20 protein-coding genes and 1 pseudogene are annotated in these 21,460 nt (G+C 42.0%); 12 read left to right on the forward strand and 9 right to left on the reverse strand.

From position 1 onward, the window contains the following. Positions 1-203: 203 nt before the first annotated feature. From lepA to CGSMWGV1500E_RS01035, 3 genes are all read left to right on the forward strand, one after another. Positions 204-2,084 carry a translation elongation factor 4 gene (gene lepA, locus CGSMWGV1500E_RS01045; protein WP_032843669.1) on the forward strand — a complete coding sequence of 627 codons (1,881 nt, stop codon included), beginning with the start codon at positions 204-206 and terminating at the stop codon, positions 2,082-2,084. After that, the gene (gene hemW / locus CGSMWGV1500E_RS01040; RefSeq protein WP_004129161.1) at positions 2,081-3,397 is read left to right on the forward strand and encodes a radical SAM family heme chaperone HemW; all 1,317 of its coding nucleotides are present in this window, start codon (positions 2,081-2,083) and stop codon (positions 3,395-3,397) included. The genes lepA and hemW overlap by 4 nt, the downstream gene beginning before the upstream one ends. A gap of 76 nt (positions 3,398-3,473) precedes the next feature. After that, a complete protein-coding gene (locus CGSMWGV1500E_RS01035) occupies positions 3,474-3,929 on the forward strand; it encodes a tripartite tricarboxylate transporter TctB family protein (RefSeq protein ID WP_004129163.1) in 456 nt (151 codons plus the stop codon). 50 nt (positions 3,930-3,979) lie between these two features. Here the strand turns inward: CGSMWGV1500E_RS01035 and CGSMWGV1500E_RS06195 are convergent, their stop codons facing one another. The 9 genes and pseudogenes from CGSMWGV1500E_RS06195 to CGSMWGV1500E_RS01000 all read right to left on the reverse strand — a co-directional run bounded on the left by CGSMWGV1500E_RS06195 (position 3,980) and on the right by CGSMWGV1500E_RS01000 (position 11,977). After that, the gene (locus tag CGSMWGV1500E_RS06195; protein WP_004129166.1) at positions 3,980-4,675 is read right to left on the reverse strand and encodes an IspD/TarI family cytidylyltransferase; all 696 of its coding nucleotides are present in this window, start codon (positions 4,673-4,675) and stop codon (positions 3,980-3,982) included. 7 nt (positions 4,676-4,682) lie between these two features. Beyond that, a complete protein-coding gene (locus tag CGSMWGV1500E_RS01030; RefSeq protein ID WP_004129168.1) occupies positions 4,683-6,692 on the reverse strand; it encodes a nucleoside-diphosphate sugar epimerase/dehydratase in 2,010 nt (669 codons plus the stop codon). Between the two features lie 300 nt (positions 6,693-6,992). After that, positions 6,993-7,086 (reverse strand): annotated as a pseudogene (locus tag CGSMWGV1500E_RS06565) (IS3 family transposase); the annotation flags it as partial. A gap of 307 nt (positions 7,087-7,393) precedes the next feature. Then, the gene (locus CGSMWGV1500E_RS01025; protein ID WP_004129172.1) at positions 7,394-7,672 is read right to left on the reverse strand and encodes a type II toxin-antitoxin system YafQ family toxin; all 279 of its coding nucleotides are present in this window, start codon (positions 7,670-7,672) and stop codon (positions 7,394-7,396) included. A 2-nt stretch (positions 7,673-7,674) separates the two neighbouring features. Then, the gene (locus CGSMWGV1500E_RS01020; RefSeq protein ID WP_004129174.1) at positions 7,675-7,995 is read right to left on the reverse strand and encodes a type II toxin-antitoxin system RelB/DinJ family antitoxin; all 321 of its coding nucleotides are present in this window, start codon (positions 7,993-7,995) and stop codon (positions 7,675-7,677) included. Between the two features lie 464 nt (positions 7,996-8,459). After that, positions 8,460-8,909, reverse strand: a complete 450-nt coding sequence (locus CGSMWGV1500E_RS01015; RefSeq protein WP_004129176.1) for a Panacea domain-containing protein — start codon at positions 8,907-8,909, stop codon at positions 8,460-8,462. A 332-nt stretch (positions 8,910-9,241) separates the two neighbouring features. Further along, the gene (locus CGSMWGV1500E_RS01010) at positions 9,242-10,174 is read right to left on the reverse strand and encodes a LysR family transcriptional regulator (RefSeq protein ID WP_004129177.1); all 933 of its coding nucleotides are present in this window, start codon (positions 10,172-10,174) and stop codon (positions 9,242-9,244) included. Positions 10,175-10,275: 101 nt separating this feature from the next. Continuing rightward, the gene (locus CGSMWGV1500E_RS01005) at positions 10,276-10,926 is read right to left on the reverse strand and encodes an HAD family hydrolase (RefSeq protein ID WP_004129179.1); all 651 of its coding nucleotides are present in this window, start codon (positions 10,924-10,926) and stop codon (positions 10,276-10,278) included. 40 nt (positions 10,927-10,966) lie between these two features. Beyond that, entirely contained in the window at positions 10,967-11,977 is a 1,011-nt protein-coding gene (locus CGSMWGV1500E_RS01000; RefSeq protein ID WP_004129180.1) for an ADP-dependent NAD(P)H-hydrate dehydratase, read from the reverse strand. Positions 11,978-12,284: 307 nt separating this feature from the next. Between CGSMWGV1500E_RS01000 and CGSMWGV1500E_RS00995 the strand changes: the two genes are divergently transcribed. The 9 genes from CGSMWGV1500E_RS00995 (at position 12,285) to ruvA (ending at position 21,435) form a co-directional block, all read left to right on the forward strand. Further along, the gene (locus CGSMWGV1500E_RS00995; protein ID WP_004129182.1) at positions 12,285-13,466 is read left to right on the forward strand and encodes a metal ABC transporter substrate-binding protein; all 1,182 of its coding nucleotides are present in this window, start codon (positions 12,285-12,287) and stop codon (positions 13,464-13,466) included. A gap of 70 nt (positions 13,467-13,536) precedes the next feature. Then, entirely contained in the window at positions 13,537-14,259 is a 723-nt protein-coding gene (locus CGSMWGV1500E_RS00990; RefSeq protein WP_004129184.1) for a metal ABC transporter ATP-binding protein, read from the forward strand. 6 nt (positions 14,260-14,265) lie between these two features. After that, positions 14,266-15,198: a metal ABC transporter permease gene (locus tag CGSMWGV1500E_RS00985; protein ID WP_004129185.1), complete on the forward strand. Its 933-nt coding sequence runs from the start codon at positions 14,266-14,268 to the stop codon at positions 15,196-15,198. Beyond that, a complete protein-coding gene (locus CGSMWGV1500E_RS00980; protein ID WP_004129187.1) occupies positions 15,199-16,059 on the forward strand; it encodes a metal ABC transporter permease in 861 nt (286 codons plus the stop codon). Positions 16,060-16,230: 171 nt separating this feature from the next. Beyond that, the gene (thrS, locus tag CGSMWGV1500E_RS00975) at positions 16,231-18,261 is read left to right on the forward strand and encodes a threonine--tRNA ligase (protein WP_004129189.1); all 2,031 of its coding nucleotides are present in this window, start codon (positions 16,231-16,233) and stop codon (positions 18,259-18,261) included. Positions 18,262-18,656: 395 nt separating this feature from the next. Beyond that, the gene (locus CGSMWGV1500E_RS00970) at positions 18,657-19,313 is read left to right on the forward strand and encodes a CDP-alcohol phosphatidyltransferase family protein (RefSeq protein WP_004129191.1); all 657 of its coding nucleotides are present in this window, start codon (positions 18,657-18,659) and stop codon (positions 19,311-19,313) included. A 61-nt stretch (positions 19,314-19,374) separates the two neighbouring features. Next, positions 19,375-20,133: a YebC/PmpR family DNA-binding transcriptional regulator gene (locus tag CGSMWGV1500E_RS00965; RefSeq protein WP_004129193.1), complete on the forward strand. Its 759-nt coding sequence runs from the start codon at positions 19,375-19,377 to the stop codon at positions 20,131-20,133. A 6-nt stretch (positions 20,134-20,139) separates the two neighbouring features. Beyond that, entirely contained in the window at positions 20,140-20,721 is a 582-nt protein-coding gene (ruvC, locus tag CGSMWGV1500E_RS00960; protein ID WP_004129195.1) for a crossover junction endodeoxyribonuclease RuvC, read from the forward strand. A 90-nt stretch (positions 20,722-20,811) separates the two neighbouring features. Then, complete coding sequence (gene ruvA / locus CGSMWGV1500E_RS00955; RefSeq protein WP_004129197.1) at positions 20,812-21,435, forward strand: Holliday junction branch migration protein RuvA; 624 nt, start codon at positions 20,812-20,814, stop codon at positions 21,433-21,435. Positions 21,436-21,460: the final 25 nt, after the last annotated feature.

The raw sequence follows: 21,460 nt of genomic DNA on the forward strand, positions 1-21,460 counted from the left end.
TTGTCGTTTCGGCTGTATTTGACCACATTTGCCGTGTATCTTTCCGGCGTTTGTTGTCGTTTCGTCTGCATTTGACTACATTTGCAGCGTAATTTTTCGGCGTTTGTTTTACTAGACTAGGGTAGTAGAGTTGGTAAGATTAATTACTTGCGTAGCTTGCGCAATTTAATACTATCCGCGTATTTAATAAGGAGATGCTTGCTTTGATTACACCGCATAACCAGCCAGGATTTACGGATCAGTCGTTGATACGCAATTTCTGCATTATTGCGCATATCGATCACGGCAAGTCTACCGTAGCTGACCGCATTTTGCAGCTTTCCGGAATCGTTCCGGAGCGTGAAATGCGTGACCGTTTCTTGGATCGCATGGATATTGAGCAAGAGCGCGGAATTACTATTAAATCTCAGGCTGTTCGTGTTCCTTGGACTTTTGAGGGCAAAGAGTATTCGCTTGGCATGATTGATACTCCTGGTCACGTCGATTTTACTTACGAGGTTTCGCGCGCGCTTGCAGCATGCGAAGGTGCGGTGCTGCTTGTTGACGCAACTCAGGGCATTGAAGCGCAGACGCTTTCTAATCTTTATATGGCAATCGACCACAATTTGACGATTATTCCTGTGCTTAACAAAATCGACTTGCCAAGCGCAGAGCCAGACAAGCATGCTGAAGAAATCGCGGGCTTAATCGGCTGCAAGCCGGAAGATGTTCTACGCGTGTCTGGCAAAACCGGCGAAGGTGTTAAAGACTTACTTGATCAAATTGTGTTGGAAGTTCCAGCCCCAAGCGGAAATCCTGATTCTCCTGCTCGCGCGCTTATTTTTGACTCCGTCTACGATTCGTATCGCGGAATCGTCACCTATATTCGTATGGTTGATGGCGAACTTAAGTCGCGCGAAAAGTTGCATATGATGGGAATCGGCATGACGCACGATCCTATTGAAATCGGCGTTATTAGCCCAGATATGACTCCAACAAAGGCGCTTGGAGCCGGCGAAGTAGGCTACGTAATTACAGGCGCAAAAGACGTGAGTCAGTCTAAAGTTGGCGACACTATTACCAGCGCAGTAAATCCTGCATCTGAGCCTTTGGATGGTTATCGCGACCCTAAGCCTATGGTTTACGCAGGTCTTTTCCCAATTGATAACGCTCAATTCCCAGAACTTCGAGATGCTCTTGACAAGCTAAAACTTAACGACGCTGCTCTTATTTACGAGCCAGAAACGTCGGTTGCATTGGGCTTCGGTTTTCGTTGTGGATTCTTGGGTCTTTTGCACATGGAGATTGTTTCCGAGCGCTTAAGCCGCGAGTTTGGCTTGGATCTTATTTCTACCGCCCCAAACGTAACTTATGACGTTACAAGCGAAGATGGCAGCGAACATCATGTAACGAATCCTAGCGAGTTTCCAGAAGGCAAAATTAAGCGCATTATTGAGCCAATGGTTGCGGCCGACATTATTACGCCGAAAGAATTTATTGGTGCTGTAATGGATTTGTGCCAGGAGCATCGCGGAGAAATGGGCACAATGGAATACATTAGTGCCGACCGCGTGGAAATGCACTACAGGATTCCTCTTGCAGAAATCGTTTTTGACTTCTTCGATCAGCTTAAAAGCCGCACAAAAGGCTACGCTTCTCTTGACTACCACGAGGATGGCGAGCAAGCTGCCGACCTTGTGAAGGTTGATATTCTTATTCAGGGAGATAAGGTTGACGCTTTTAGCGCGATTGTGCACCGAGATAAGGCTTATTCTTACGGCGTTATGATGACTAAGAAGCTTCGCGGTCTTATTCCTCGCCAGCAGTTTGAGATTCCAATTCAGGCGGCAATCGGCTCTAGAATTATTGCTCGCGAAACTATTAGCGCGCTTCGAAAAGACGTGCTCGCTAAATGCTACGGCGGCGATATTACGCGTAAACGCAAGCTTCTTGAAAAGCAGAAGGCTGGTAAGAAGCGCATGAAGATGCTCGGCCACGTTGAAGTTCCGCAGGAAGCATTCGTTGCGGCTTTGGCTACAGACGAGAGCGCAAACGATCGCGATACTAAAGATAAGATTCGCGCTGCGCAAAAGTCCGAAGGATGAGTTTAGAGTTGGATGCTGAATTAAATAAATCAGCTACGCAAACTAAAAGCATGCCTTTTGAAGTGTACGTGCATGTGCCGTTTTGCTTAAGGCGCTGCGGCTACTGCGATTTTAACACGTACACAGCTCGCGATTTGGGTGAAGGTGCAAGCCGCGAAGGTTATGCGGATGTTGCGATTCAAGAGATGCGTCTTGTTAAAAAATGGCAGGAATATCACGGGATTTTCGAGCCTAAAGTGCAATCTGTTTTCTTTGGCGGAGGCACTCCAACTGTTCTTAAAGCGCAAGATTTAGTTCGAATTTTGCAAGAAATACGCAACTTGTGGGGATTGAAAACTGGTGCGGAAATAACTACGGAAGCAAATCCGGATACTGCAGACGAAAAGTATATTGAAACGCTTGCAGAAGGTGGATTTACGCGAATATCTTTTGGAATGCAATCAGCAGTGCCGCACGTGCTAAAAACTTTGGACCGCACGCATACTCCAGAAAATGTTGCGCGAGGAGTAAATGCGGCAAATGCTTGCGGCTTGCGTTCAAGCGTTGACTTGATTTATGGCGCTCCAGGGGAGAGCTTGGATGATTGGCGAAAGTCAGTAGAAATGGCTTTAAGCCTAGGAGTAAACCACGTTTCCGCATACGCGCTAACGGTAGAGCCGCGCACAAAAATGGGCCGTCAAATCGCTGCCGGCACTATTCAATCGCCAAACGACGATGATGAAGCCGCAAAATACGAGTTGGCAGATGAGCTTTTTAGTTCTGCTGGATTAAAGTGGTATGAGATTTCTAATTGGGCGCGCCCTGGTTTTGAATCTCAGCACAATCTTGGCTACTGGAGAAACATTGATTGGGCTGGGATTGGGCCTGGAGCGCACTCTCACTACAATGCGGCAAGCGCTCTTAGTAAGCAAAGTGTTGATTCGGATGCTAAAAAGGCGAATCCTAATCAAGAATACAATTTGCGCGCATGGGATATTTTGCACCCAAAACGCTGGGCTCAGGCGATTAACGCAGGTAACGTGCCGTGGCAAAACTATGAGTGCATAAACGTTGAAGACGCGCTAATAGAAGAAGTAATGCTTGGGTTGCGTATTAGCGAAGGGCTTAGTGTTGATGAATTGTGCGAAAAGATGCGAAAGACTAATCGCGGATTTGACGATTCGCATTTGCAAAAAGTTATACGCGAAGTATGCAAGGAAGACTTGGCAGAGTTGCACGAAAATCGCATTATTGCAACGCGCAAAGGTAGGCTGCTCAACGATTTATTAATAGAAAGAATCGTTGACGCGTGTGAAGAAGGCCTTACGTGCTAAAATAGTGCTTATTGTGTGAGTTTTGTGCAATAGATGCGTTGTATGCGAAAATTTCAGCGTAGAAAGGAACTTAATCATGGCAAACCGCAAAGAGCGTCGCGCAAGGGATAAGCAGAATCGTAGGGGTATTCCTTCGCAGTATGATGAAACGAAGGGTCGCGCTCGCGGCGGAATGATTGACGAATATAATCTTCAAGAGCGTTCTCGCAAGCTTCAAGAAAAGGGTGCTGGACCTTGGAAGCCAACTTCTAATGTGACGGCTGAAGAAGAAAAAATTGCCCGAAACATTCGCAGAGCTGAATCAGGCGACGACACTTGGAATGCAGTTCGTAAGGTTATTGGCGTTTGCTCTTGGGCTGTGATTTTGATTTCTGCATTCGCATTTTTGGTGATTATGTGGTTCCCAAGCCAGCCGATTGCGCTCGCTATAACTATTGCAGTGCTGTTTGCTTTGGGCGTATTTGGGCTGTTCTTTAGCTTTAGCAACGCTAAGCAAAATCCTCATCTTGACGAGCATGGAACTGCGCTTTAGGTCTAGAGTTTGGGCCGTTTTGAAATTACTAATTGATGTTATTTTAAACGTCACTGATTGTGATTTCGTTGGTTTAGCAGCATTTCAAATCGTCTAATATCTTCCTCATAGGTGATTTTGAAACAGTCACGATCTCCCTTAGAACAGTGTAGGGTCTCGCCAAGTCGATTCATAAGGACGGCTGTGCCTTGGTAACCGAAATTTTCGTTCTTGTGTTGATATGCCCAAAGTAATTTTTTTAGTCTAAATGTATGGGGGTTTTGTATTACAAATAAATTTTGACTAAAATTCAGTGAAGTTATTTTACAGTTTTCAATAGATGCAGTTTCGTCTATTTGCTCGTAGCATGCTACAGCATTTCCAAATTTTTCTGCAACATAAAATGAATCCTCTATCATTTTCGAAGTAACAAGTGGTCTTACCGCTTCGTGAATTAGAATCAAAGGGTTCGTATTTATGTTTTGTTGTATTCCATCTATACATTTACTTGTAGATTCAAATATATTCTTTCCCCCGTCAAAAATATGCTGTACTTTAGTGAAATTGTAATTTTTACATATTATCCTTAGAGTCGTAATCCAATCAGTTAAGCAAGAAATATAAATTTCATCTACACTGTCATTATTTTGGAAGCATTCTAAAGTGTGAGCAATAATTGGTTTTTCTTTCACAGGGATAAACTGCTTAGGTATATTGTACCCGGTGCGGATACCTATTCCTCCAGCTTGAAGTAATACAGCATGCATATATGCCTCAATCTATTGTATATATCGTTTTGTCTTTATTGTAATAATTGATAATTATCTGAGAAATTTCTTCCGGATAATTGTATGATGCATTGACAAAGACATCAACATCTTTTGCTGTTGACAGTGATACAACTGGTACACCATCTATGTATTTTCCTTGAAGATTTTTGTCAGAATCCACGAAATAAGAAATATTTATATTAAATAGCTTAGCTACTTTTAAGAAATCCTTACCTCGTTGTCCAGCAGCAAAAATAGCAACTTTTTTATTTCCTAATTTTTCTATTATATCAACCATACTTTTACTGCTGGGTATGTTTAAATGTTTTTCTATCAGCTCTCTTTTAAAGAAGTTTGGATTTTGAATAACTACTTTTGCTTGAGGGTAGTCTGAATTTGTATGATTTTTATTTTTTAAAAATGTATTGCAATTGACTATTTGAGTATTTGATTCGCCAAGAACAGTATATACCGTTTTTTTGATAGTATAATTATCATAGAGTTTAAGAGTTCCAATATGCTGTGCTTCTTCAACATTTGGTGTTTCAATTAACCTTCTCCATATATTGATGAATCCAATCTTATTTTTTAATAATTTGTTAACATCAAAGAACTCACGATACTGCGACCATAAATCTATGAAAGCGTAGATTCCGCGTTGGCATGCTAATGCACGAGGAAAATTTTCTTCTAAGCCAGCTGGTACTATGCTATCTAGAATAGGACCGTTACTATCGTATGCTAGAGTTGTTCCGCAAATATCGTTAATAAGTGGTTCAAGAGTTTGAATTTGATACATGAGTCTCTTTGTAAAATGAGTATTTTCTCCCGCCATTCCTAGCCAACTGTAAATGTGGAGCCCATTTTGTATATTTCTTATTTGTGCAGTGTCAGATCCCATCACAATAAGATGTGAGATGTTTAGCATACATCTCTGCATTTTAAGTATATCGTCAATTAGAGATTCAGAGGTTCCTGAAAATCCGATGTCGACTGTCGCCATTTTTTGGTTTGATTTGTTTGCAATTATTTTATGAAGATTTTGACAAAATAAATTACGCTGGTGCTCACTATAAGATGTAATTTTGTATTTGTTTGAATATAAAAATTGGGAAAATTGTTCTAAATAATTTGCATTTTTCAGGTCACGCATAGTTTGGAATTGAGAAAATTCGCTTCCATTTAAACCTATATCTTTGCAAAGTACTGACGGTGTAGCTTTTGATTTGATTAGTATTTGTTCCATTTTGTAAATAAAATTATTACTGTTTATGCTAGCATTAAATAGGAATCTTCTTGAGCAGAATATGGGTTCGCACTGTATTTTAGTTAATTTTCTTATACAAGTAGACAGTACTGTGGCCTCTCTCATCAATGGAAGAAGAATTTTTATGTTATTTTTATTGCAAAACTTAATAATCCATTCTGTATAAAGTGCATATACTGGTGCGATAACTGATGCGCCTAGATTATAGAAAAACTTTTCATCTTCTGTTTTTTCCTTACCGCCATTTGCTGCAAGTTCGCGAAGAAATCTAATTTCTCCAACAGTATTACCGAAATAGTATTTTTCAAATGCAAATGCGTCAAAAGGTTTTGCTTTGTTTTCAATAGATCCATTGAAGTTAATTGTACCTCTGAACTTAATAGAATGATGAGCAAAAAGTTGAAAAATCTCTTCACGTGTAAAATACGGAGGTGCTTGGATGATACTATTACCAAGTGGTAAAACATCTCGATTTACAATGCTATATTTCTTTTCAGCCTCAATCTCTAAATTGTATATTTTTATATTAATATCATCTTCAAAAGGAAGAGACATGCAAATGTTGTACAGCTTGCTGCTGTTTATATTTTTCATAGTATGTAGAAATAATGTTTGAAATGTTTCAGGCGAATAGTCTATAATATCCACCAGTTGTTCTCCAACAAGAATATGTATATCGTCATGCCTATTAAGCTTATATTTAAATAACTCTGAAAATTGTATTTGTGTTGGCTGATTAGTTAGCATGTTAACATCTCCTAATAAGTTTTGTCGACAGTATAAGTATGCGCATCAATGATTAGACAAGATTATGCTTTTGTGTTAATTTTCCTTTGAGCGAAACTATGTAGCGTATCATCCAGAGCGATACTGCTTTGGGTTAAGTATCAGAGTGTCTTAGGATAATTTTTAGACATTTTGTGCAATTATAGCACAATGTTCCATAATTGTCTTTCCGTTAAGCCCCATTTTAATTCTGTGGTTGTTGTAAAAACCAATATAAGTATTAATGGTTTGACATAATTCTTATGTACTATCTCAGTTAGGTGGATAATACATTTCTGTTTTCATTCGTCCAAAAAAGCCTTCACGTGCAGCATTATCTCCACCATTTCCTTTTTCTTGACATGGAGCGTGTAATCCCATTGATTTCAAGCTCAGCAGTGAGCGCTTAGACTGCGAGAATCACACAACTCAAAACCTTCCAAATGCGCGAGCGTTATCTCCTTTACACGCATGTAAAGTATTAATCACTTTTCAACAAAATTCCGACATTTTATTTACAACGCTGTAAAGGAATCGTCGTTTTTGCAGATTCGGGAAACATTTGTCAGGTGGAGAATGCGCAGGAAACAGATTTGATTACCGCAAAACGCTTGTATTACAAGGCCTAAGGCATGATTCCTTACACACGTTGGCCTATAACCGCCTTAGCTAGTCTTAAAAATCTACTCGTTGAATACGTCGGAGTGTGTTCCCGTGCGAGAAGCAGTTAAAACAAGCTCATTTTCCTTAATTATGTAAATAAGCAGCCAATCTGCTCCTACATGGCATTCGCGAAATCCTCGGTATTTACCTTTAAGCGGATGATCTTGATACGATTCGTCAAGAATCTCTTCGTTGCGTAACTTTTCAAGTAATATATCAACAAGATGTGTATCGTATCCGCGCTTTCTGATTCGCTTCATGTCTCTTTTAAACTGTGAAGTGTATGTTAAAGTAAGCATGATTAATCTTCCTTAAAAACGTCGTCCATCATCTTGGACACTGAGTTATAGCGTTTTGCTGGAATTTTTCCAGATAGAATATCTTCGGCTTCCTTAAACGCGGCGATTGTTTCTTTATTGTATTTTGGCTGCTTTAAGTCGAATGGGAGTCCTTCTACCATAAGTGACTTGTGTAAGAACATGTTGATTGCATCGCTTAGAGTTATGCCGAAGCTGGCGAATAATTCTTCTGCTTGCGCTTTAACATCCTTGGTGACGCGCACGTTAATGCTTGCGGTTTTTGCTGAGGCCTTTGCTGGGGTCGATGTTGCGCTGATTGCCATAATATTCTCCTTGATTTTATGTATATAATGCTTTGCTTCTATTATTGGGTTAGATTTTACGCGTTAAATTTGCTTATTTCTCTAGTTTTTCTAGTTTTTGATATTCAGCTATCAACTTTTATTACATTCTACAATGTATTATTTTGTTTTACAATATGCTATAAACGTTTTACGTTGTGTTACTATTGCATTACATTTGCTTCTTGCTGCTCTTGTTACGAGATACGCTTTCTGACGATGTGTGCGCTCTACTTAAGCAGCCAATCCGTAAGATTAATCGCCTTATCCCGTAGTAAGAGTTGTAGTGTCAAAACTTGCAAAAATTCAAAGTTTTTGAATCCTACGTTAAAAACTTTTATATTTTGACAAGTTTTTGAATTCTACGTTAAAAACTTTGTGTATCGCACTAAACCGCGCTCCTCACCAAACCGCTCCTCACCAAACCGCTCCTCACCAAACCACGCCTACACAACAGGATGGTTCACGTAATAGTCGTGAATAGACTTCTTGGAAATTATTTCCTCGCTGCCTTGATTCGCAGGTATTCCGATTCTCGCTCGAATCCATGGATCTTCTTTGTGCGTTCTTTCACTGAGCTGATTTCCTGTAAGATTTCCAAGCTTCGCACACACTTCCTTTATGATTTTCACCTGCTCATCTTCCAAATCTGCACATCTTTCCGGAAGAGAAATCAGTAGTTCTTCTTTGCGAATTGTAAATCTTCCTCGATGCCTGTTGAATAATTCCAATGAAACTGGACCGTTTGTCCAAGCTTCAAAATCTTCCGGGAATAGTGACAATCCAGTTGTTGCTAAGCTGTGCGCTTGAGAATAATATACAAGCTTCTGCAGTTTCATAGTTGTCATTGGCCCCATAATTTCCAATATTTTTGCCGCTACGTTAATAATGCTCATCGCGCACCTCCTTTTCTTTGCGGCGAATTAATAGAGATTTTATGAATAGCAAAAGTGGGCGTCAATTCGATTAAAGAAATGTGGATAACTTTCAGTGTTTTTTGTGCGCCAGTTTTGAGTGTCTAATTGCTAATTGCTGATTTCTGATTTATAAAATTAATCGCGCGCAGTTAACGCATAACGTATTAGCTGCGAGCGTATTTATGTGTTGTGCGTCTTAACCTCGCGCTACGTACACTACACTACACAACACTACTTTGAGTTGCTTCTCTTTGTTTTGCATTGATTGCGCAATGCAAATGTAATTGATTGCGCAATGCGTATGTTTATGTCTAATTTTGTGAATCAATAAGCGTGTAGCCGTGCCTTGTTATTACAGACTTAAGCTGAGTAAGGTAGGCGAGTGAGGCTTTAGAAAGTTTAGTTCTTTCGTTGGTAATCCAGCCAACAAGCATAGTGTCGTCGCATTCTAGCGGAATTGTAACGATTTTTTCGTTGTTCAAGTCGCCGTTGTTAATTCCAGTGCAAATTGTGTAGCCGTTTAGTCCAATAATAAAGTTCAGGATTGTTGCGCGGTCGGAAACGTTGATTTTTTTAGGCGGACGAGTTGGCCACACTGCTTCCTCCGCAAAGAAGAAGCTTCCTTCTTCTCCCTGCTCGTACTGAATGAACGGGTATGGTTTCAAGTCTTCCAAGCTCAGGCTTTTGTGAGCTGCAAGAGGATTGTTTCTGGAAAGAAAAACGTGCAATTTTGCTCGGAAAAGAGGGTGGAATTCCAAATGTTTTTCGCGAAGCAGTTTGCCAATTACATCCTTGTTGTAGTCCGAAAGGTACAAAAGTCCAAGATCTGCGCGCATATCGCTTACTTGCTTAATAATATTTTTTGTGCGCGTTTCGCGAATAGAAAACTCGTATTCGTCGGAATTTATGCTACGAATCATATCAACAAATGCTTCAATAGCGAACATGTAGTGTTGTGTTGCAACGCTGCACAATTGTGGGCGTGGCTTTGTGCTTTTGTAGCGTTCCTCAAGCAAATCAGCTTGCTCAATGACTTGTCGTGCGTATGTTAAAAATTCTGCACCGTCGGAAGTTAAAACAATTCCTTGAGTTGATCTTGTAAAAATCTCAATATTTAGCTCACGTTCAAGCTCTTTTACAGATGAGCTCAGTGCAGGCTGTGAAATATAAAGTGCTCGCGCTGCTTCGTTCATTGAACCGCAGTCGACGATTTTCACAATATATTTCAGCTGTAGCAAAGTCATATTGAGCTTCCTTTATAAACTTTTGTAAGTTGAGTAGTGGTGAGTTAAATAAGAGCCGGTAACGAATTTAGCAAAAGGCGTCGCCATGCGAATTTGCCAAATTAAAGTTTAACTCCAATTGCTGCTAAATCTTTACGCGCCTGCTCGGCTGTTGTAAAAACAAAACCGTGCATGCCAACAGCGTGAGCTCCGTCAATATTTGCAGGCTTGTCGTCAAAGAATACTGTGTGTTCGGCTTCGAGATTAAATCTCCTCATTGCAAGCTCAAAAATTTCCGGCTGTGGCTTGTGTAAATGTTCAACGCCAGAAATAATAGTGCCCTGTAAAAGAGTTGAAAGTTCTGGGAATTTTCGAAGGGCCAGCGGGAAAGTTTCACTCGACCAATTCGTAAGTCCCCACACTCCGTAGCCTGCTTTTTGCAAATCGTGAAGCAAATCAATCATTCCTGGCATCATTCGCGTTAAAACCTGATCATAATTTGCGCAATACCAACGGAATGCTTCGGCAAGCTCGTTTCCAAATCGGCGTTCATATTCTGGCATAAGATCTTTCAACAGCTCGCCACCGTCCATGCGGTCTTCAAACTCGTAGAATCCTGCTAAATCATCTTTTCCAAAGCTTCCGTTAGGGCAGATTGTGTCAACTAAATTCGGGAACTGTTTTTGCAAGCAATTGCGGCAATTCCATTCGAGTAGAACTCGGCAATAATCAAACATAACGTCGTGAATTTTAAGCGGTTTTGTGGTGTTCATACTGATGTGCGCTTTCTTTTAGTAGTTTCTGCTTTGCAAGTTACTTCATGTTTATAAGAATCCCAAGTACGTGGGGAAGTGCGCTAATTATGTCGCTTGCCACAATTGGGTGTTCTAAAGCCAACGGCTTTTTTGCTTTTAACATATCTTGCACGAGCTGAGCGTAGCTATTTCCTCCGCTGCTTCTAGAAGCAAATACTGCGCAAATTCCGTGAATTACTGCTGCACTTGCTGCAATAAATGCGTAGTTTGTGCGGCTTTCGTCTTGCTTTTCGCGCTGTGCAAGTAGAGCCCCTAAAATTCCTGCTAACACATCCCCAGATCCTGCAGTTGCAAGCCAAGTTGGGCCGTACTGAGCAACGTATATTGGCGTATGAGTGTAGTTTGGGGAGGCAACGACTGTTTTAGCGCCTTTAACAAGCACGGTTGCTCCAGTAAGATCTGCTGCTTTTTGAGCGTACTCAACAGGATTTTTCAATATTTCTTGAGCGCTTATTTCTAAATCGTATCTTTTAAAAAGTGAACATAATTCGCCTGCGTGAGGAGTTAAAACTACTTTTGCGCAAACTTTTTTAGGAAGTAAATCTAAAGCTCCAGCGTCTACACATATTGGGGGGAGTGCGTTTTGTGATTGTGATTGTGATTGTGATTGTGATTGAATATTGCTTGATTGGCTTTCGTTTTCATAGTTTTTAAGTATGTTTGCAATTTGTTCTCTTTGCTCTTGTGCGCTTTCGCTGTTGCAATGGCTTGCGTCTGGTATGCCAGAGCCGACTGTTATTGCGTCAACTTTTCCTTGCAAATTTTGCGATGCTACTACTTCGGGGGATGCTTGTAATACTAAGTTTTGTGCGCGAATAGGGCCTGAATAACGAACCATTCCAATATTTGCGTATGCGGCTGCGCGAGTGCTTAATACGGCGGCTCCCGGATACTCGTTAGATCCAGTGATTACGCCTAAAACTCCTCTGGAATACTTATTGCTCGACTGATTCGGTATTTTTAGGCATTTACTAGCATCTTTTGTTGCTAAATTTACAAGTGGGCTCATATATATGATTGTAGTAAATATTTGCGATTGGTGCGCTATGTTTTATCGATTGTATATTCGTTTGCGTATACACTATTTGCCGTCAGAATGCAAGAAAAATCGTGATTATAACAGACGAAAATTTTGCGACACGCGCTTTTATAAAAAAATGTAAAGAAATTTTTGAAATATTGTTGACCCTCGTCCATATTTTATTTAAGCTATAAGCGTTATTGCGAATGATTATTTTTTTCATGAACAATTTTTCATGGCTACTTTACGCAATCAACCCATGCAATAACAGTAAAGATTCCCGAAAGGAACGAGTGTGAAAACTTCACGAATTTTCGCAACTGCCGCTGCGGTTGCACTTTTAGCTACTTCTATGAGCGCTTGCGGCTCTTCTAAAACTGCCGAAAACAATGCAAAAGGCAATCAGGTAAACGTAGTGGCAACAACAACGCAAATTTGCGATTACGTAACTCAAATCGCGTCAACTGCAGACGCAAATTCTGGTTTAAGCCTTAATAAAACCGATTCCCAGGGCAAAAAGTCTGTAATCGGAGCTCCAGCAAACAAAGCAAAGTCAACAATTAACTTGACTTGCTTGCTTGCGCCAAACGCTTCTGCTCACGAGCACGAAATGACTCCAGCGCAGTCTAAAGCTCTTTCAAAGGCTGATTTGATGCTTGTTTCCGGCGTTGATCTTGAGCACTTCTTGGATCAGGCTGTAGAAGCAACCGGTTTTAAGGGAACAATGGGCGTCACTTCCGGTATTCTTACCGCAGACGAAATCAAAGATCCAAAGGCCGAGGCTGCTAAGGAAAAGAATCTTCCTTACAAGGTTGACCGCGGTATTGCTAAAGTTCATGCCGAAAAGTGGCCATTCCCTCCAGAAGAAGGCGAAAAGGAGCCTGAATTCCAGTATGATCCGCATATTTGGACCAGTACTAAGAACACTATGATTCAGGTTAAGAATATTGGTGCATTCTTAGGCAAGGCTCTTCCTGCAAGCAAGTCGATTTTCGACGAGCATGTTGAAAAGTTCGTTAAGGCTTTGACGGATTTGGACGCTTGGGCAACTAAAGCTTTGAACAGCGTGCCACAGGAGCATCGTGTTCTCTTTACTTCTCACGACGCATTCGGTTACTTCTCTCGCGACTACAATGTGAAGTTTATTGGTGCAGCACTTTCTGACTTCAACAGCCAGCAGGATGCAACAGCAGACCACATTAAGAAGGCTGCGGAAGATGTTAAAAAGTCTGGCGCTGTGGCAATCTTTGCAGAAAACTCCAACAATTCCAAGTCAATTAAGGCTGTGGCTACAGCTGCAGGTGTAAAGGCTATTATTGGTGACGATGCGCTTTATGGCGACTCTTTGGGACCAGTTGGTTCTGCAGGTGAAACCTACATTGGCTCCATTGTTCACAATGTTGAAACATTGGTGAAGGCTTGGAACGGTAAGGTTCCGGACCTTCCAGAGTCAGTTAAGGCAGCATTAAAGAAGTAGTTTTAAGAATCGAAAGATTCTAAAAGATACTGAAAAGACTGGAATTATAGTGAATAAGAGCGTCCTTGCAATGAAGAATTGCAGCCTTGCTTACGGTTATAAAACCGTGGTTACAGGTATTAACGGTAGTGTTGAACCTGGAGAGGCTTTGGCTTTAATAGGGCCTAATGGTTCTGGAAAAACAACGTTTTTGCAAGCCATTATTGGGATTGTGCGCGTAAGTCACGGTGAACTTAGCATGCCAAAAGCTTTGTCCATTGGCTACGTGCCTCAGCAGGTTGATTTGGACTTGACTTTCCCTATTACTGCTCGTCAGGTTGTGGCCATGGGCTTGAGCAGAAAAACTGGATTCCTCGGTTTGCTTAAAAAAGAGCAAAAACAAGCCGTTGAGGACGCTCTTAATCACGTTGGATTGCTTAACCGCGCGGATGTTCGTTTTGGCGATCTTTCAGGCGGTCAGCGCCAGCGCATTTTACTTGCGCGTGCTATTGTTGCGCGCCCAACTCTTATTTTGCTAGACGAACCTTTTAATGGTCTTGACGAGCCAAATCGTCGAGAGCTTCTTAATATTATGAAAGCCGCCAAGCAAGAAGGAATAGCTTTTGTTGTTTCTACTCACGACTTGGTAATTGCGGATGCTATTTGCGAAAAAGCGTTACTTTTGGCTGGGCATCAGGTTGCGTTTGGTCCGCTTAAAGAAGTGATGACGAAAGAAAATATTACTTGCGCATACGGCGGAAGTATACCTGCTGCTTCTGCAGGTCTTACTTTTTCGGAAATTGCGGAAGGCTGATTTTCAATGCTTGCCCAATTAGTCGAGTTATTAAGACAATCGTTGGAATCAATTCAAGGCTTTGATTTTATTGCTTCTGCTCCTTACATTTTCCGCCCATTCTGTCTTCTTATAGTTCTTTCCGTAGCTAGTGGAATTGTTGGAGTATTTGTAAACTTGCGTTGTGCAGAATTTAATGCAGAAGCTATAGTTCACGGCATTTTCCCAGGAATTGTGGTCGGAGCTTTATACGGTGGCATTAATCGTATTATTCCGGGTGCTGCAATTTGCGCAATATTTTTAGTTGCAGCTCTTGTATGGGCTTCTCGCTCGGCTAGAATTAACGAGTCTGTTATTGCTACTGTTCTTACGACTTTCTTTGCGCTCGGCGTAGTAATTTCGCTTAAAAAAGGCGATATGTCTGGGCAACTTGAATCGCTTATGTTTGGCAGACTTCTTGACGTCACAGACGAGCGCATGACTCAAGCTATGTTTATTTGTATTTTTGCAATTATTGTTATGCTAGCCACATGGAAGCAGCAAATTATAGTTGCTTTTGATCGCGCAAGCGCTCCTCTTATGGGCGCTAACACTTTGCTTGTTGACATTGTGCTAAACGTTGGAATCGCGGCAGTTGTTGTTTCAGCGTCTTCTGCGGTTGGTGTTCTTCTTGTTATTGGATACCTTGTTATTCCGGGTGCTAGCGCTCGATTAGTTTCGCGCACTGTTTCTGGCATGGTAGCTGTTGGTATTGTTGTTGGTATTGCAGGCGTTTTGCTTGGAATGTACGCTATGAATCTTGAGCTGGATCATCCTGTTTCTCCTCAGGCTGCAATTGCTTTAAGCATGTGTGCAATGTTTGTTGTTGTGCTTATATTGCGATGGGCTTTCCGCTTTATTTCCTCAATAATTCCGGCGCATGAATCAAATAAATCAATCTTAAAAAAGCAGGGAGCTTAAATGGTAAGTATTTGGCAAATTATTGCGCTCCCGATTGTTGAAGCGATTGTAGTTGGCGCATTATGTGGTTTCGTAGGGTCTTTAGCTCTTCTAAATCAGCGCATATTCTTTACTGAATCTATTACGCACGCAGCTTTTCCTGGAGCTGTTCTTGGAGTAGTCTGCACATCTATATATACAATCGATCAGAATGTGCTTTCATTAGGATTATTTATTGGGGCTGCAATTGCGTGCGTATTTCTTTCGTTAGTAATGCACGCACTTTCGCATATTAAAGGTATTTCTTCTCAGGCTGCTGCAGGAATTACTCTTACTGTTGGTTTTGCTAGCGGATATTTTTTGAATAAGTGGTTTGCGCCTCTGCCGCTTCGTATTGAAGGATTTTTAACCGGATCTTTGCTTAATTGCACTCCTGCAGACGTGATTTCAGCCTCTGTAGCTTTTTTGCTTGCTTTAGGATTGTGGATTTTTAATTCTGCTAATCTTGTGCACTGCTCTTTTGATCCGATTAATTACCGCGCTGCAGGCGGAAAATCTGGTTTTATACAAGGTATGGTTCTGGCTTTAATCATTATTACAGTTTCTGTTATTATTCCAGCTGTTGGAACGGTTGTTTCAGTATCTCTTATTGCTGCTCCTGCCGCAGCTTTAAAATCAAGAATCGCCTCTATTAATAAATTTGTGCTATCTTGCGTATTTTCGTCTATTTTAATTGCGCTCACAGGCTTAGCTCTTGCCGTAATATTAAAGCTTTCAGCAGGAGGCACTATTGCTATTTGTGCTGGAGCTTTCTTCCTTCTAACTAAACTTGTTGAGCGGATTGTTTATGGCATTTGCAAGTGCAAATCTGTTACAGCATAGTTGAAGTCTTACGGGTGTCCTAAAGTATCAGTGGATTGCGCGTGAAAAATGCGTGCGATTGACGTCGTTTTTGCGTTTAATTTAATAAAATTTTAACCGCATGAAATTCGACGCCACACAAGTCCAGGTCTGCACATTAGTAACGCAAGACCCCGATAGAAAAGGACAATTATGGCTGAAAATACCATCTCCATCACCGTAAACGAGGAACGCAAGGAGGTGGATGCAAGCTTCACTGGCGTTGAACTTTTCGCGGAAGATAAGAATATTATTGCCGTGCGTTTAAATGGCGAGTTGCGTGATTTGTACACGCCTCTTCATGACGGCGATACCGTGGAATCAGTAGCACTTGATAGTGAAGATGGCATCGCAATCATGCGTCATTCCGCTACACATGTGATGGCTCAAGCTGTTCAAGAAATTCGACCAGACGCAAAGTTGGGCGTAGGTCCTGTAATTAAAGACGGCTTCTACTACGATTTCGATGTTGATACTCCATTTACGCCAGACGATTTGAAGCAAATCGAAAAGCATATGCAGCGCATTATTAAAGAATCTCAAAGCTTCCGCCGCCGCGTTGTAACAGAAGATGAAGCGCGCGAAGAAGAAGCAAATCAACCTTATAAGTTGGAGTTGATTGGAGATAAGGAAGCGGCTCTTGATCCTGCTGCTGCTGGCGAAATCAGCAAGCACGAGCTTAGCATGTACGACAATTTGGATCGCGAAGGCAATAAAGTTTGGAGCGATCTGTGCCGCGGACCTCACTTGCCAAACACTCGCTATATTAAGGCTTTTAAGCTTGAGCGTGTGGCTGCAGCCTACTGGCGTGGCTCGGAGCAGAATCCTATGCTTCAGCGCATTTACGGTACTGCATGGCCTAGCAAGGAAGAGCTTAAAGCTTACACAACTCGCATGGAAGAAGCCGCTAAGCGCGACCACCGTAAGCTCGGCCAAGAGATGGATTTGTTCTCCTTCCCAGATGAGATTGGCCCAGGCTTGGCAGTGTTCCATCCAAAGGGTGCTGCAATTATTAACGCAATGGAAGATTATTCGCGCGAGCAGCATCGCAAGCATCACTACAGCTTTGTGCAAACTCCGCACATTACTAAGGGTGGATTGTACGAGACTTCCGGCCACTTGCAGTGGTACAAGGATGGCATGTATCCTGCAATGAAGCTTGACGAAGAGCGTGACGAAAACGGTAACGTAACTCGCCAAGGTGCTGACTACTATTTGAAGCCAATGAACTGCCCAATGCATAATTTGATCTTTAAGTCTCGTCAGCGTTCGTACCGTGAGCTTCCTTTGCGCTTGTTTGAGTTTGGTACCGTGTATCGCTACGAAAAGTCTGGCGTTGTGCATGGCTTAACTCGCGTGCGTGGTTTGACTCAGGATGATTCGCATATTTACTGCACTCGCGAGCAAATGCGCGACGAATTGAAGAGCTTGCTTAACTTTGTGCTTGGTCTTCTTAAAGACTTCGGTTTGAACGACTTCTACTTGGAGCTTTCCACTAAGGATGAGCACAAGTTTGTTGGTTCCGACGAGATTTGGGAAGAAGCAACAAACACTTTGGCAGAAGTTGCTAAAGAGTCTGGTTTGGAGCTCGTGGACGATCCAGGTGGAGCAGCATTCTACGGTCCGAAGATTTCTGTGCAGGCTCGCGACGCAATCGGCCGCACTTGGCAGGTTTCTACTATTCAGCTTGACTTCAACTTGCCTGAGCGCTTTAAGTTGGAGTACATTGCGGCTGACGGTAGTCACCAGCGTCCGGTGATGATTCACCGCGCACTCTTCGGATCTATTGAGCGCTTCTTTGCTATTTTGCTCGAGCATTACGCGGGCGCGTTCCCAGCATGGTTAGCTCCAGTTCAAGTAACTGGCGTTCCTGTTGCAGACGAGTTCGCTCCACACTTGCAAAAGTTTATTAGCGATTTGGAAGAGAATATGGTTCGTTGCGAAATGGACAGCTCCGACGATCGCTTTGGCAAGAAGATTCGTAACGCTTCTAAGTCTAAAGTGCCTTTCACTTTGATTGCTGGCGAAGAGGATGTGAACAACAATGCTGTGAGCTTCCGCTTCCGCGATGGCAGCCAATTGAACGGCGTTCCTGCCCAGCAAGCTAAAGAGTGGATTCTTTCCATTATTAAGCAGCGCGTTCAGGTGAATACTGCTGAAGATTTCGAGCGCTACACTAAGTGATTTAAGTTATAACTTAGGTTCTAACGTAAGTTTCGGTGTAAGCTGAATCTTAACTAGAAAAAGCCCACACTTCTTAACGTTGTGTGGGCTTCTTTTATATCTAAATCTCTACACTGTTACTCTCGCAGATTAACTGCGTTAGTAACGGTGTTTTGCTTATTACCGTTACTTTTTCAGTTTGTTAGCTGAGTTAGTAACGGTGTTTTGCGTATTACCGTTACTTTTTCAGTTTGTTAGCTGAGTTAGTAACGGTTTTTTGCTTATTACCGTTACTTTTTCAGTTTGTTAGCTGAGTTAGTAACGGTGCTTGTATCTTCTTACAGCCGCATGGTTAGTATAAAAGTGTTGTTTGAACACAAGTTTTACTTGCGATTATGCTTAGGAGGGTTGATTCAATGTTGGAATCGTTACGCAGTAGTTTTAAGCGTGTTATTGATCCTGTTGCAAAATTGTTGGTTCGCCTAGGCGTAAGTGCTAACGCTGTAACAGTTGTTGGCACATTAGCAGTAGTTGTTATATCTTTCGTAACGGCTTTTACAGGACAACTTTTTGCAGGAGCAATATTTCTTACGATTTTCGTACTTGCAGACGGTTTAGACGGCTCAGTTGCTGCACTAACTACTGGTGGCACTCGTTTCGGCGCATTTCTTGACTCAACTCTTGATCGCATTGCAGACTGGTCCTTATTTATGGCAGTGTTTATTTGCTTGTGGCGGGCAAATAATAAAAATGTGTGCATTTGGATGCCGTCCATTATTGGAATGTCGTTAAAATATGCTGGATTATTTACTTGTTTGATTGCGCTTATGGCTGCTTTTGTAACGTCGTACACTCGCGCTCGCGGTCAGTCAATTTCGGTTGATCCTAAAAGTGGATTGATTACTAGAGCAGATCGTGTGGCTCTAATTCTTGTTGCTATGGGAGTATCTGGTATAACTAATCAACTTTTCTGGTTAAGTTGCGCAATGATATTGCTTTCTATTGGCGGTATTGTAACTGTTATTCAGCGTATTCTCGAAGTAAAGCACGGTCTTCAACAAAAAGATAAGTAAAATTGTCGCGAAAGCGCAATAAAATCGTTTCGTTTGATTAATTGTACATTTTAGGAGTATCATGTCAGGTCATTCCAAGTGGGCGACTACCAAGCATAAGAAGGCCGCTATCGACGCAAAGCGTGGCAAGCTTTTTGCCAAGCTTATTAAGAACATTGAAATCGCTGCTCGTTTGGGCGGTGGAGATCCTGATGGTAACCCTACGTTGTACGATGCCATCGTTAAAGCTAAGAAGGCTTCCATGCCTGCCGATAACATCAAGCGCGCGGTGAAGCGTGGATCTGGTGAAGAAGCTGGCGGCGCTAACTACGAGGAGATTGTTTACGAAGGTTATGCTCCTGCAGGCGTTGGTTTGATTATTGAATGCCTTACCGATAATCGTAATCGTGCTGCTGCTGATGTTCGTTCCACTCTTACTAAGGGTAATGGTTCTTTGGCAACAAGTGGTTCTGTGAGCTTCAACTTTGAGCGTAAGGGCTTGATTGAAGTTCCATCCGAAGGCGTTGATTACGATAAGCTTTTCGAAGTTGCTGCAGAAGCAGGTGCTGAGGATGTAGCTGACGATGGTGATGTGTACTCCGTTTACACTAATTCCAGCGATTTGGTTACCGTTCGTAAGGCTTTGCAGGATGCTGGTTTCGACTACGATTCTGCAGATATTATTATGCATCCAAATAACGAAGTTGAGTTAAGCTTTGAAGATGCTCAGAAGGTTTCTCGTTTGATTGATAATCTCGACGACCTTGATGATGTTCAGAATATTTACAGCAACTGGACTGCATCGGATGAAGTTATGGCTCAGCTTGAGGAAGCAGAATAGTTTCATATGTTGATTTTGGGCGTTGACCCCGGGCTTACACGCTGCGGGGTCGGCGTGATTGAAGCCGGCGTTTCGCGTCGGCTTTCTTTTATTCACGTCGATGTACTGCGATCTGATCCGAATCTTTCTCAAGATTTGCGTTTGCTTAAGATTTACAATGGTTTAGTTGAAAAGATTGAGCGCTTTTCTCCGGATGCTGTTTCTATTGAGCGTGTTTTTGCTCAGGAAAATCTAAATACTGTTCTAGGAACTGCTCAAGTCGCTGGTCTTGCTATGTTGGCTGCCGCTCAACGCAATATTCCAGTCGCTTTGCATACTCCTACTGAGGTTAAGCTTGCTGTTGCTGGCAACGGTAAGGCGCAAAAGCCTCAGGTTGAGCGCATGGTTGCTCGTCTTCTTGGTCTTAATATGCTTCCAACTCCGGCTGATGCTGCTGATGCTTTAGCTCAGGCAATTTGTCACGCTCTTCGTCCGGAAGGTGCTTTGCAAGGCGGCGAGCGAGAGCAGCATTTAACGCCAGCTCAAAAACAGTGGGCTTTAGCTCAGCGTGCGGCTCGCGGTGTAGCTTCTGTCTCTCGAGGCATGTAGGATAATAATAGAACAGATGTTCTATTATTTGTTTTTTGACTTGTCTGCTACTTTGTGCTGTGAGTTTTTATTGCTGGAAGGTGAGCGTTTATGATTGGTATGCTTGTTGGTCAAGTAGCGTCTGTTGATGCTCGCACTGCTCTTATTCTTGTTTCAGGCGTTGGTTACGAAACTTATATGCCTTCTCAAGATTTGTCTTCTTTGCACGAGGGGCAGGAAGTTCGTGTTTATACTTCTATGCAGGCTTCTCAGGATTCAATAACTTTATACGCTTTTACAACTCAAGCTGCTAAACGCATGTTTTTGCAGGTTCAAAAAGTAAGTGGTATTGGTCCTAAAGTTGCGCTTTCAATTCTTTCTACTCTTAATGTTGATCGTCTTTTGAAAGCTATTTCCGAAGGAGATGTTACTGCTCTTTCTTCCGCGCCAGGCTTGGGTAAAAAAGGTGCTCAGAAGATTATTCTGGAGCTTAAAGGTTCTATTAATCTTAACAGTTTATCTGCAGACGTCTCTGACGCTTCAAGCAGCAAAACTATTGATACTGGCGTTAGCGCCGTAATTGATGGTCTTGTTTCTCTTGGTTGGCGTCAATCGGATGCTCAAAAAGCTGTTGAACAAGTTTGCGCTGAAAATAATATTGTTGCTCCTGTAACTGAAGCAGATATGCCTAATGTTTTGCGCATGGCATTAACTTTGTTAGATAGGGGTAGATGATTATGTTGTTTAAAAATAAAGCATT

It is taken from the genome of Gardnerella vaginalis 1500E, assembly GCF_000263595.1.
In the GTDB taxonomy this organism is placed as follows: Bacteria; Actinomycetota; Actinomycetes; order Actinomycetales; family Bifidobacteriaceae; genus Bifidobacterium; species Bifidobacterium vaginale_E.